The organism is Paraburkholderia sp. BR13439 (assembly GCF_040948805.1).
GTDB classification, from domain to species: Bacteria; Pseudomonadota; Gammaproteobacteria; order Burkholderiales; family Burkholderiaceae; genus Paraburkholderia; species Paraburkholderia youngii.
Map to the genome: position 1 here is coordinate 113,763 of NZ_JBFPKN010000018.1, position 12,391 is coordinate 126,153.

General features: G+C 63.8%; 9 protein-coding genes. 7 read left to right on the forward strand and 2 right to left on the reverse strand.

The features are described 5' to 3' along the window. Positions 1-280 precede the first annotated feature (280 nt). The 7 genes from glyA to AB3X96_RS30155 all read left to right on the forward strand — a co-directional run bounded on the left by glyA (position 281) and on the right by AB3X96_RS30155 (position 10,028). Positions 281-1,603 carry a serine hydroxymethyltransferase gene (glyA, locus tag AB3X96_RS30125; protein ID WP_368592573.1) on the forward strand — a complete coding sequence of 441 codons (1,323 nt, stop codon included), beginning with the start codon at positions 281-283 and terminating at the stop codon, positions 1,601-1,603. A 44-nt stretch (positions 1,604-1,647) separates the two neighbouring features. Continuing rightward, positions 1,648-2,895 carry an aminotransferase class V-fold PLP-dependent enzyme gene (locus tag AB3X96_RS30130; protein WP_368592574.1) on the forward strand — a complete coding sequence of 416 codons (1,248 nt, stop codon included), beginning with the start codon at positions 1,648-1,650 and terminating at the stop codon, positions 2,893-2,895. Between the two features lie 82 nt (positions 2,896-2,977). Beyond that, positions 2,978-3,934: a D-2-hydroxyacid dehydrogenase gene (locus AB3X96_RS30135; RefSeq protein WP_368592575.1), complete on the forward strand. Its 957-nt coding sequence runs from the start codon at positions 2,978-2,980 to the stop codon at positions 3,932-3,934. Between the two features lie 61 nt (positions 3,935-3,995). After that, positions 3,996-5,183: a malate--CoA ligase subunit beta gene (locus tag AB3X96_RS30140; protein WP_368592576.1), complete on the forward strand. Its 1,188-nt coding sequence runs from the start codon at positions 3,996-3,998 to the stop codon at positions 5,181-5,183. Positions 5,184-5,194: 11 nt separating this feature from the next. Next, on the forward strand, positions 5,195-6,100 hold the full coding sequence (gene sucD / locus AB3X96_RS30145) for a succinate--CoA ligase subunit alpha (protein ID WP_176110943.1): 906 nt from the start codon (positions 5,195-5,197) through the stop codon (positions 6,098-6,100). Continuing rightward, positions 6,078-8,990: a phosphoenolpyruvate carboxylase gene (locus AB3X96_RS30150; protein ID WP_368592577.1), complete on the forward strand. Its 2,913-nt coding sequence runs from the start codon at positions 6,078-6,080 to the stop codon at positions 8,988-8,990. The genes sucD and AB3X96_RS30150 overlap by 23 nt, the downstream gene beginning before the upstream one ends. A gap of 54 nt (positions 8,991-9,044) precedes the next feature. Next, positions 9,045-10,028 (forward strand): CoA ester lyase, encoded by a 984-nt coding sequence (locus tag AB3X96_RS30155; RefSeq protein WP_368592578.1) that lies wholly within the window; start codon positions 9,045-9,047, stop codon positions 10,026-10,028. 85 nt (positions 10,029-10,113) lie between these two features. Here the strand turns inward: AB3X96_RS30155 and folD are convergent, their stop codons facing one another. Beyond that, positions 10,114-11,013: a bifunctional methylenetetrahydrofolate dehydrogenase/methenyltetrahydrofolate cyclohydrolase FolD gene (folD, locus tag AB3X96_RS30160; protein ID WP_176110946.1), complete on the reverse strand. Its 900-nt coding sequence runs from the start codon at positions 11,011-11,013 to the stop codon at positions 10,114-10,116. Continuing rightward, positions 11,010-12,377 carry an FMN-binding glutamate synthase family protein gene (locus AB3X96_RS30165; RefSeq protein ID WP_368592579.1) on the reverse strand — a complete coding sequence of 456 codons (1,368 nt, stop codon included), beginning with the start codon at positions 12,375-12,377 and terminating at the stop codon, positions 11,010-11,012. Before AB3X96_RS30165 ends, folD begins: the two co-directional genes overlap by 4 nt. Between the last annotated feature and the right edge of the window lie 14 nt (positions 12,378-12,391).

Here is a 12,391-nt window from a genome sequence, read left to right on the forward strand (position 1 = left end):
TGTCCGGGCCGCACGCTCGAAGCGGCCTGATTTCACGCCTCAACTCTATCAGCCGGGCCTGGGCGCGCAATGCCCATGAAGAGGTACTCCGCAAGGCGAAAAGCCCGTCCTGCAAGGCTCGCATGCAGGGTTATGGGTCGAATAAGTAAGCCGAATGAGTGTTTCCGCGTGCATGGCGCTACGATCGTTTCACAGGAATGCCAACCAGGCGACCGGAGCAAAGCGGCTAGAAAACGCGCGGGTTGCCGAGTGACCGACTCCACTAAAGCGAGGTTCAGCCATGTTCAGCTACAAAAACACGATTGCGGTGACGGACCCTGAGCTGCATCGGGCCATCGCAGGCGAGACTCAGCGCCAGCAGGATCACATCGAGCTGATCGCATCCGAAAACTACACGTCGCCCGCCGTGCTGGAAGCGCAAGGGTCGCAATTGACCAACAAATACGCGGAAGGTTATCCGGGCAGGCGTTACTACGGCGGATGTGAACATGTCGACCTGGTCGAGCAACTCGCGATCGACCGCGCAAAGCAGTTGTTCAACGCCGAATATGCAAACGTTCAGCCCCACTCGGGCTCGCAGGCCAATCAGGCCGTGTATCTCTCCGCACTCAAGCCGGGCGACACGATTCTCGGCATGTCGCTCGCGCATGGCGGGCACCTCACGCACGGCGCCTCCGTCAACGTGAGCGGCAAGCTGTTCAATGCGGTGTCGTATGGCCTGAATCCGGATACGGAAGTCATCGACTACGACGAAGTGCGCAAGCTGGCACAGACGCATCGCCCGCGCATGATCGTCGCAGGCGCGTCGGCCTATTCGCTCGTGATTGACTGGCAACGCTTTCGCGAGATCGCCGACAGCGTCGGTGCAACGCTGCTCGTCGACATGGCGCACTATGCCGGTCTCATCGCGGCGGGACTCTATCCCAGTCCGGTCGGCATTGCAGATTATGTGACCACCACCACTCACAAGACCCTGCGCGGGCCACGTGGCGGGCTGATTCTCGCCCACGCACAAGCGGCGAAGGCGATCGACTCGACGATCTTTCCAGGCATCCAGGGCGGCCCCCTGATGCACGTGATAGCGGGCAAAGCAGCCGCCCTGCGCGAAGCGATGACCGGCGAATTCCGTCAATACCAGCAACAGGTACTCCTGAATGCGCGAGTCATGGCGCAAACGCTTCAGCAACGCGGCCTTCGTATCGTGTCGGGACGCACCGACTCACACGTGTTCCTGGTCGATCTGCGCGCGAAGAATGTGACAGGCAAAGAGGCCGAAGCCGCGCTTGGCCGCGCACTCATAACCGTCAACAAGAACGCCATTCCCAACGATCCGCAAAAGCCGTTCGTCACGAGCGGCGTGCGCATTGGCTCGCCTGCCATCACGACACGCGGCCTGCGCGAAGCCGAAACGAGCGAGCTTGCCCATCTGATCGCCGACGTGCTGGATGCGCCCGCCAACGATCTCGTCATCCGCCGCACAGCCGACGCCGTGCTCGCCCTCACCGCGAGGTTTCCGGTCTATCGCGATGGGCCCGTCGCCACGACGCCCGGCGCGTCTGCGAATGACGACGCAACGGCCGCAATCGCGCGCACCGCGCACTGAAACCTCCAGACGATTTCTCACGACCACTACCCAAGGAGACAGTCATGTCAAACACGCCAGTCACGCGCATTCCGGGACGTAACATCCTCGCAGTCCCCGGTCCGACGAACATTCCCGACGCCGTACAACGCGCGATGGTCGTATCGATGGAAGATCACCGCTCGACGAAGTTTCCCGAACTCGCGCATGGTCTGCTTTCCGATCTGAAAACGCTCTACCGGACGGCAGACGGCCAGCCCTTCATCTTTCCGTCGTCAGGCACGGGCGCGTGGGAAGCGGCTCTCACCAACACGCTCTCGCCCGGTGACCGCGTTCTCGTTCCGCGCTTTGGCCAGTTCAGCCACCTTTGGGCCGATATGGCGCAGCGTCTCGGACTCGACGTGGAAATTCTCGATGTCGATTGGGGCGAAGGCGTGCCCGTCGAACGGGTCGGCGAGATCCTGAAGGCCGATCGCCAGCATGCGATCAGGGGCATCCTCGCCTGCCACAACGAAACTGCGACGGGCGTGACGAGCGATATCCGCGCCCTGCGCCGCGTGATGGATGACGCGGGCCACCCTGCCTTGCTGTTCGTGGACGGTGTGAGTTCGATCGGCTGCATCGACTTCCGCATGGACGAATGGGGCGTGGATCTCGCCGTGACCGGCTCGCAAAAAGGTCTGATGCTGCCTGCGGGACTCGGCATCCTGTGTGTGAGCCAGAAGGCGCTGAAGATGATTACGCAGGCGAAATCGCGCCGCTGCTACTTCGATCTCGCCGATATGGTGCGCGCCAACGCAACCGGCTACTTCCCTTACACGCCTGCGCTGTCACTCCTCTACGGACTGCGCGCAGCGCTCGACCTGCTGTTCGACGAGGGTCTCGACCGGGTCTTCGCACGCCACCACTACCTCGCGTCTGGCGTGCGCGCCGCCGTCGCGGAAGGCTGGGGTCTGGAGTTGTGTGCAAAGGCGCCAAAGTGGCACTCGGACACGGTCTCGGCAATCGTCGTGCCCCAAGGATTCAACGCCGCACAGGTCATCGACACGGCCTTTCGCCGTTACAACCTCGCGCTGGGCGCCGGGCTCTCGAAGGTCGCCGGCAAGGTATTCCGCATCGGCCACCTCGGAGACCTGAACGAACTGATGCTGATGAGCGCGATAGCGGGCGCGGAGATGGCGATGCTCGATGCCGGTATCGACGTTTGCCCGGGCAGCGGCGTGGGTGCAGCCGGACAGTACTGGCGCACCCACACGCAAGCCGCGGCAGACCCCGTCGCCAAGCCGGCGCTGCGCCGTGTCGCCGCGGCCTGATTGCGGCGGTCTCGATGAAATCTTCAGGCCGAGGCGCGTCAGATCGCAATCCTTCCGATCACTCTATGGCAGGAATGACATCATGCAACACGAAATCGTCTTTCTCGACCGATCGACATTGAACGCCGATGTCCGTCGCCCGGCGTTCGAACATGGGTGGGTCCAGTTCGCGTCGACATCGTCGCACGAGGTCGCGCATCGGCTCGAACGCGCGACCATCGCCATCACCAACAAGGTGCCGCTGCGAGCCAATGTGCTCGAAAGGCATCCGTCGATCAGGATGATCGCGGTGGCGGCGACGGGCTACGACTGTGTCGATACCGAGTACTGCCGCGAGCGCGGCATCGCGGTCGCGAACATTCGCAACTACGCGACCCATACGGTGCCCGAGCATACCTTCGCGCTTATCCTCGCGTTGCGGCGCAACCTGCTCGCTTACCGCAGCGATGTGTCGCGCGGGCGCTGGCAACAGGCAAAGCAGTTCTGCTTCTTCGATCATCCCATCCGTGACCTGCACGGTTCGACGCTCGGCATCATCGGCGGCGGCGCTCTGGGCCAGGCAACGGCACAGATTGCCCGGGCCTTCGGTATGCGTGTCGTCTTTGCCGCTCACGACGGGAAGCGCCCCCGCTCGCCGGATCTCGAATACGTCTCGCTCGACACGCTGCTGCGCACGTCGGACGTCATCTCGTTGCATGCGCCGCTCACCGCCGCCACGCGCAACCTGATCGGACTCGACGAGCTGCGCCTCATGAAGCGTAGCGCTCTGTTGATCAACACAGCACGAGGCGGGCTCGTGTGCGAGGCGTCGCTTGCCACTGCACTCAAGGAAGGACTAATCGCGGGCGCAGGCTTCGACGTGCTGAGCCAGGAGCCGCCTGTCGCGGGCAATCCCGTGCTCGGGCTCGATTTGCCCAACTTCATCCTGACCCCGCACGTCGCCTGGGCTTCCGGCAATGCCATGCAGTTCCTCGCGGACCAGCTGATCGAGAACATCGAGGCATTCGCGCGCGGCGAGCCCCGCAACCTCGTGGTCTGAGCACCACGGGACCACGCATAACCTCGCAACGCAAACGACGCAAACCACCGGAGACACCGATATGGACATTCACGAATATCAGGCCAAGGACCTGCTGGCCGGGTTCGGCGTGCCGATCCAGCGCGGCGCGGTCGCCTACACACCTGACCAGGCCGTGTACTGCGCGACGGAACTCGGCGGCTGGCATTGGGCCGTCAAGGCTCAGGTCCACTCTGGCGCGCGCGGCAAGGCGGGTGGGATCAAGCTATGCGAGACCTACCACGACGTGCATGAAGCGGCCACCGGTCTCTTCGGCAAGCGCCTCGTGACGGCGCAGACGGGACCGGATGGCAAGATCGTCGAGCGTGTCTACATCGAGGTCGCGGAGAGATTCGAAAGGGAAATCTATCTCGGTATCGTGCTCGACCGCAAAGCCGAACGTGTGCGCGTCATCGTTTCCGCCCACGGTGGCATGGATATCGAAGAGGTCGTGCACATGAACCCGGAAGCCGTGCTCCAGACAGTCGTCGAGCCCGCCGTCGGCTTGCAGCCATTCCAGGCGCGCGAACTCGCCTTCGGACTCGGACTGAACATCAAGCAGGTGAGCCGCGCGGTGTCCGCGATCATGGGCGCATACCGGGCGTTTCGTGACCTCGATGCGACGATGGTCGAAATCAATCCGCTCGTCGTGACCGATGACGATCGCGTCATTGCCCTCGACGCAAAGATATCGTTCGACGACAACGGCCTGTTTCGGCATCCGCACGTCTCGGAGATGCGCGACCCGACGCAGGAGGATCCCCGTGAGGCCGAGGCCGCTCAGTTTGGCCTGAACTATGTGGGGCTCGACGGCGATATCGGCTGCATCATCAACGGCGCCGGGCTCGCGATGGCCACCATGGACACGATCAAATATGCCGGGGGCGAGCCCGCCAACTTTCTCGACGTCGGCGGCGGCGCATCGCCCGAGCGCGTGGCGGCCGCGTTTCGCCTCGTGCTCTCGGACGGCAACGTGTCGGCCGTGCTCGTCAACATCTTCGCCGGCATCAATCGTTGCGACTGGGTCGCCGAGGGCGTCGTACGGGTGGCCCGGGGGCTGACGGTGCCTCTCGTGGTACGCCTCGCGGGGACCAACGTCGAGGAGGGGCGACGCATCATCAAGGACAGCGGCCTGCCCATCATCACAGCAGATTCGCTGCTGGAAGCGGCGCAAAAGGCCGTCGAGGCCTCGAAAGCGCATCGTGCGCGCCGCGCGGCCAACCACAGATAAGGACTACCGACATGAGCATCCTGATCGACGAAACCACTCGCGTCATCGTACAGGGATTTACAGGTGACAAGGCCTCATTCCACGCGAAAGAGATGATCGCCTATGGGACGAACGTGGTCGGCGGCGTGACTCCCGGCAAGGGAGGAAAGCATCACCTCGAGCGACCCGTGTTCGACACCGTGAAAAACGCCGTAAGCGAAACAGGCGCAACTGCGAGCCTCGTGTTCGTGCCGCCCCCTTACTGCGGCGACGCCATCATGGAAGCCGCCGACGCGGGCCTGAAACTCGTCTGTGTGATCACGGACGGCATTCCGGCGCAGGACATGATGCGCGTGAAGCGCTATCTCCTTCGCTATCCGAAGGAGACCCGTACCTTGGTGGTTGGTCCGAACTGCGCGGGCATCATCAGCGCGGGACGCGCCATGCTCGGCATCATGCCCGGCCATATCTACCGCCGCGGCAATGTCGGCATCGTCTCGCGCTCGGGCACGCTCGGTTATGAAGCCGCTGCGCAACTCAATGCGCTCGGCCTCGGCGTCACCACGAGCGTGGGCATCGGCGGCGACCCGATCAACGGCAGCTCGTTTCTCGACCACCTGAAATTGTTCGAGCAGGATCCCGAAACCGAGGCTGTCGTGATGATCGGGGAAATCGGCGGGCCGCAAGAGGCCGAAGCGGCCAGGTGGGTCAGCGAGCATATGACCAAACCTGTCGTCGGCTATGTAGCGGGCTTGACCGCGCCCAAAGGACGGCGCATGGGACATGCGGGCGCCATCATCTCGGCAGCGGGCGACAGCGCGGCCGAAAAAGCGCAAATCATGCAGTCCTACGGTCTCGCGGTTGCGCCCAGCGCGTCCGACCTGGGTTTCACGGTTGCCTCTGTGCTCGAACAAAATGTCACGCGCCGCGTTGCCTGACTGGGGCTATGGCACAGACACACAGTCCGACTCGCCGCGCGTCGAGACTGTGCGCCCCCTCCATGCGCTCGGACATACCGCCGACGACGGGTTGCACAAGCTCGCTACGGCCTCGGCGTCCTTGCCCACGCTCAGCGCGGAGAACTATGAGCACGCAGTGATCGACCTCCTGTCGCAACTGTTGTGCGACGTCGCGCGCGCCCATCAGCCCGAGGTGGAACGTGCGTTGCGCGGCGAGTCCGCACACGAGTCGATGAGCGAACTGATGCACGAACGGATGAACGATCGCACCGCGCGCGTCGTCCTGCGACGCATGCTGCAGGCCCAGGGCATGTGGTTCCAGTTGCTCAGCATCGCCGAGCAGAGCACCGCCATGCGCCGGCGCCGCGAGATCGAGATCGAAGGCGGCTACGACCGGCTGCCTGACTCGTTTGCACGGGTCATCGCCGAAGTCGCCGGCGCCGGCGTCCCCGCCGCCGCAGTACGCGACGCGCTGAGCCATCTGAAGGTGCGGCCGGTGCTGACGGCTCACCCGACCGAAGCGAAGCGAGTCACCGTGCTCGAATGCCACCGGCGCGTCTACCGGCGTCTAATGGAACTCGAATCCCCGCGCTGGACGCCGCGAGAGCGCTACACGCTCGTCCTCGCGCTCCGGAACGACATCGAACTCTTGTGGATGAGCGGCGAATTGCGGCTTGAAAAGCCCACCGTTGCGCAGGAAGTCGCATGGGGACTGCACTTCTTCGGCGAAACGCTTTTCGAAGCCGTGCCGCAACTCATCGACAAGCTGCAGAGCGCGCTCGAGCGTTGTTATCCGGGCGAGCGATTCGACATGCCGCGCTTTTTCCAGTTCGGCTCGTGGATAGGCGGAGACCGCGACGGCAATCCATTCGTCGATGACAGCGTCACACGCGCCACCTTGCACGAGCACCGGGCTGCGTCTCTCAAGCGATACCGGCTACGTCTCGTCGAGTTGACGCAGATGCTCAGCATCACGTCCGAAGCGCTGCCCGTACCGGACAGTTTCCACGCAGCGTTGGCTCGCGCGCTGACGCGCAGCGGCGAACCCGGGCCGATCACATCGCGCAATCCGGGGGAATTGTTCCGGCAATACCTGACCTGCATCCTGCGCCGCCTCGATGCGACGCTCGTCGACATCAATCAGGCGAGCCACGCTTCGCCGGTTCGGGGCGCATACGCGAGCGCGGATGATCTGGCGGCCGATCTGCTCGTGATCGAGCAGGCGCTACTCGCGACACAAAGCCAGCAGCTCGCACGGATGCTCGTGCGGCCGCTGCGTCATGAAGTCGAGACGTTTCGCTTCAGCACCGTGCAACTCGACCTGCGCCAGAACACAACGGTCATCGGGGAAACGCTGCGCGCGCTGTGGCGCGCGACATGCGGGACCGCGGGCGAACCGCCCGCGAGCGACTCGCCCGAATGGAAAGCATGGCTGATCGGCGAACTGGGAAAGCCCTTGGAGAGCGAAGCGCAAAGGACCCGCCGTTTCGAATCGCTGCCGCCCGACGAAGCGCAGACACTGCAGATGTTCCGTACGGTGCTCGAAATGCGTCAACGGGTGGACCGTCATGCGTTCGGCGCGTTCATACTGAGCATGACGCATCGAGCGAGCGACGTGCTCGGCGTCTATCTGCTGGCAAAGGAAGCCGGCCTTTTTTCCGACTCGCTCGGCACCGAGAGCTGCACGTTGCCCGTCGTGCCCCTGCTCGAAACCATCGACGACCTGCGCCGGGCACCCGAGATACTGCGCGAGTTGCTGGCTGTGCCGATGGTCCGTCGCAGCATACGCGCGCAAGGCGGCGTGCAGGAAGTCATGATCGGCTACTCCGATTCAAATAAGGATGGCGGCTTTCTCGCCAGCAACTGGGAACTGTCGAAGGCGCAAACGAAGCTCAAGCGGCTTGGCGACGAGCTTGGCGTCACGATCGCGTTTTTTCATGGACGCGGTGGATCGGTGAGCCGCGGCGGCGTTCCCGCTGGCCGCGCCATCGCCGCGCTGCCCGCCGGTTCGGTCAATGGACGTTTTCGCGTCACCGAACAGGGTGAAGTGGTCTCGTTCAAATATGCGAATCGCGGCACGGCGCAGTATCACGTCGAATTGCTTGCATCGAGCGTGCTTGAACATACGCTGAAGTCCGAGCGGGAGGACGCATTGTTGCCGAAGGGCGAATTCGACGAGGCGATGGAAGCGCTCAGCGGCGCGTCGCGGGCAGCGTACGTGAAGTTCATCGAACAGCCTGGCATGCTTGCGTATTTCCAGGCCGCCAGTCCGCTCGAAGAACTGTCGATGCTCAACATGGGCTCGCGCCCTGCCCGCCGGTTTGGCGCAAAGAGCCTCGAGGATCTGCGTGCGATTCCGTGGGTGTTCGCATGGGCGCAGAACCGGCATGCGCTCACTGGCTGGTACGGCGTCGGCAGCGCGATACAGGGCTTTCTCGCGGTACGCCAGGAGCGCGGCGCCGAGCTGCTGCGGCGGATGTTCGACGAGTCACGGGTGTTCCGGCTCGTCATCGATGAAGTCGAGAAAACGCTGGCACAGGTGAACCTGATTATCGCGCGCGAATACGCGAGCCTCGTGCAGGATGCCCACATCCGCGACACGATCTTTTCGCAAGTCGAAGCCGAATACCGGCTCACCGTGAAGATGGTGCAGGCCGTCACGGGTTCGGCCGGCCTGGGCACGCGCTTTCCGAAGTTCAGCGCCCGCCTGCAGCGGCGCGTGCCCGCCATCGACCTCATCAGCCGGCAACAAATCGAACTGCTGCGCCTCTACCGCACGGCGGCGACCGAACGGCAGCGCCGGGCCTATCAGGTGCCCCTGCTGCTTTCCATCAACTGCATTGCGTCAGGCTTCGGCGCGACGGGCTGAGCACCCTTGCGCCGGTCCGGGCCGCGCCTATTCAACAACCCAGGAGATTTCACCATGAGTTTCACTGTCATCGAGCAGGCCAAAGCACGGTTGCACCGTTCCGAGTTAGCCGTCCCCGGTTCGAACACCGCGATGTTCGAAAAGGCCGCACGTTCGGCCGCGGACATCGTCTTCCTCGACTGCGAAGATGCCGTCGCGCCGGACGACAAGGAGCAGGCGCGCAAGAACATCATCGAAGGACTCCACGACATCGACTGGGGAAACAAGACGATGATGGTCCGCATCAACGGACTCGACACGCATTACATGTATCGTGATGTCGTCGATATCGTCGAGGCATGCCCGCGCCTCGACATGATCCTGATCCCCAAAGTCGGCGTGGCCGCCGACGTGTACGCCGTCGACATGCTCGTCACGCAGATCGAAACGGCACGCAAGCGCACACGACGGATCGGCTTCGAGGTACTGATCGAAACCGCGCTCGGCATGGCGAACGTCGAGAGCATCGCTCAGTCGAGCCGGCGTCTCGAAGCCATGTCGTTCGGCGTCGCGGACTATGCGGCCTCGACGCGCGCGCGCACGACGGTGATCGGCGGCGTGAATCGCGATTACGGCGTGCTCGCGGACAAGAATGAGCGCGGCGAACGCGACTACTTCTGGGGCGATCAGTGGCATGGCGCACAAACGCGGATGATGGTCGCCTGCCGCGCGTACGGTCTGCGTCCCATCGATGGACCGTTCGGCGACTTCAGCGACCCCGATGGCTACATTGCAGCAGCCCGCCGCGCCGCCGTGCTCGGCTACGAAGGCAAATGGGCCATTCATCCGTCGCAGATCGAACACGCGAACCAGGTGTTCACGCCCGCCGAAGCGGAAGTGACGAAGGCGCGCCGCATCATGGACGCCATGGCACAAGCCGCGCAGGAAGGCAAAGGCGCGGTATCGCTGGATGGCCGCCTGATCGATGCCGCCAGCATCCGGATGGCCGAGGCGCTGCTCGCGACGGCCAGCGCGATCGGCAATGACAGCAGCCGTTAGCGATCCAGGGGCGTGGGCCGAGGCAAACAAAAAGGGCGTCCGTAGACGCCCGAAACACACTGGATGAAGCAGAATAATTTACCGCCTAATTTGCCGGCACCTGCCAGAACGGCTGCGGCGGGTGAAACGCCTGGCCGTCCGCAAACCGTTCGGCGGAGCGCAGCGTGTTCTCGATCAGCATCGTGACCGTCATCGGACCCACGCCGCCCGGCACCGGCGTGATCCATGCCGCCCGCTCGCGCACGGGCTCGAAGTCCACATCGCCGACGATGCGCCCGTCCTGCATTCGGTTGATCCCGACGTCGATGACGATCGCACCCTCCTTCACCATCTCGGCCTTGATGAGCCCGGGCTTGCCCGCCGCCACGACAAGAATATCGGCGTGTATCGTGTGCTGTGCGAGGTCCCGCGTCTTCACGTGGCAAACGGTGACGGTCGCTTCCTTCTGCAGCAACATCAGCGCCATCGGCTTGCCGACGATATTGCTCGCGCCTACTACCACGACGTTTTTCCCCGCCACATCGATTCCCGTCGTCTCGAGCAGAAGCTGGACCCCGTACGGCGTACAAGGCGGAAAGATCGAGTTGCCCACCACCAGCGCGCCGACGTTGTACAGATGAAAACCGTCGACGTCCTTGTCGACCACGATGCCTTCCAGCACGCGCCGCACGTTGATCTGCGGCGGCAACGGCAGTTGCACGAGAATGCCGTGCGTGCTGCGCTCGACGTTGAGGGCGGCAATTCGGTCGAGGAGTTCCGCCTCGCGGCAGTCCGCGTGAAAGCGATGCATGAACGAACGTACACCGCATTCCGCGCACGCCTTCACCTTGTTCGCCACGTACAGCTCGGACGCGGCGTTGTCGCCGACCAGCACCACCGCGAGACCGGGCACGACACCTCGCACGGACAAGGCCGCCACGCGCTCGCGAAAGCGCGTGCGCAGACGTCGCGCGAGGTGGCGGCCGTCGATCAGTTGCGCCGTCATCGTGCGCCGTTCACGCCGGGGATCCAGTTGGTCCCGGCAAGCGGCACGCGGGCCATCGCCGCTGCTTCGACCGTGAGCGCCACGAGGTCCTCCAGCTCCAGGTGATGCACGTTCTGCTTGCCGCACGCTCGCGCGATCGTCGTCAGCTCCATGTTCAACGTCTTCAGATAGTTCTTCAGACGCTTCGCTCCGACATCGGGTTTCAGCCGCTCCTGCAACACGGAGTCCTGCGTCGTGATGCCCACGGGACACTTGCCCGTGTGACAATGGTGGCAGAAACCAGGCGCCGTGCCGAGTCGCGCATAGTCGTCGAGCGCGTTGACATGGTGGCCGTCCTCGACGTACGAAGCGCTATTGCAGCCGAGCGACACCAGCACTCCCTGACCGATCGCGACGGCGTCGGCGCCCATCGCCAGCGCCTTCGCAATGTCGGCGCCGCTGCGGATGCCCCCGGAGATGATGAGCTGCACCTGCCCCTTCATGTTGAGGTCTTCGAGTGCGTCGACGGCTTGGCGCAGGGCGGCAAGTGTAGGAATGCCGACGTTTTCGATGAAGCAGGTTTGCGTGGCCGCCGTACCGCCCTGCATGCCGTCGACGACGATCACGTCCGCGCCGGCATGCACCGCAAGCTTGACGTCATTGAACGTGCGCGTCGCGCCGACCTTCACGTAAATGGGCTTCTCCCAATCCGTCATTTCGCGCAGTTCGAGGATCTTGATCTGCAGATCGTCGGGGCCCGTCCAGTCCGGATGGCGCGATGCCGAGCGCTGGTCGATACCCTCGGGCAGCGTGCGCATCTTCGCGACACGCGGCGAGATCTTCTGGCCGAGCAGCATGCCGCCGCCACCCGGCTTCGCGCCTTGTCCGATCACGACCTCGATGGCGTCCGCCTTGCGCACGTCGTCGGGATTGAAGCCATAGCGCGACGGCAGGCACTGATAGACGAGCGTTTTCGACGACATCCGCTCTTCTTGTGTCATACCGCCGTCGCCGGTCGTCGTCGAGGTGCCCATCTCCGTGGCCGCACGGCCGAGCGACTCCTTCACATTGGCCGACAGCGCACCGAAACTCATGCCCGCAACCGTGATGGGAATCGCGAGTTCGATCGGCTTTTTGGCGAAGCGTGTGCCGAGCACCGTCTTCGTCACGCACTTCTCGCGGTATCCCTCCAGCGGATAGCGCGACAGCGATGCACCGAGAAACAGCAGGTCGTCGAAGTGCGGCACGCGCCGCTTCGCCCCCAGGCCACGGATCTCATACAGTCCGTGTGCCGCGGCGTTCTGGATATAGTCGATCGTCTTGCGGTCGAAGCCCCAGGACTCTTCAGTGACGATGTGTTTCATGTGTACGGGCTTGATTTCCATGGCGGGGTCCCTGG

Excerpts from the sequence above, each read along its gene's own strand:
- AB3X96_RS30150 (WP_368592577.1), top strand. The coding sequence starts at position 6,078 with ATGTCACGCGCCGCGTTGCCTGACTGGGGCTATGGCACAGACACACAG.
- folD (WP_176110946.1), bottom strand. The coding sequence starts at position 11,013 with ATGACGGCGCAACTGATCGACGGCCGCCACCTCGCGCGACGTCTGCGC.
- AB3X96_RS30155 (WP_368592578.1), top strand. The coding sequence starts at position 9,045 with ATGAGTTTCACTGTCATCGAGCAGGCCAAAGCACGGTTGCACCGTTCC.
- sucD (WP_176110943.1), top strand. The coding sequence starts at position 5,195 with ATGAGCATCCTGATCGACGAAACCACTCGCGTCATCGTACAGGGATTT.
- AB3X96_RS30130 (WP_368592574.1), top strand. The coding sequence starts at position 1,648 with ATGTCAAACACGCCAGTCACGCGCATTCCGGGACGTAACATCCTCGCA.
- glyA (WP_368592573.1), top strand. The coding sequence starts at position 281 with ATGTTCAGCTACAAAAACACGATTGCGGTGACGGACCCTGAGCTGCAT.
- AB3X96_RS30165 (WP_368592579.1), bottom strand. The coding sequence starts at position 12,377 with ATGGAAATCAAGCCCGTACACATGAAACACATCGTCACTGAAGAGTCC.
- AB3X96_RS30135 (WP_368592575.1), top strand. The coding sequence starts at position 2,978 with ATGCAACACGAAATCGTCTTTCTCGACCGATCGACATTGAACGCCGAT.
- AB3X96_RS30140 (WP_368592576.1), top strand. The coding sequence starts at position 3,996 with ATGGACATTCACGAATATCAGGCCAAGGACCTGCTGGCCGGGTTCGGC.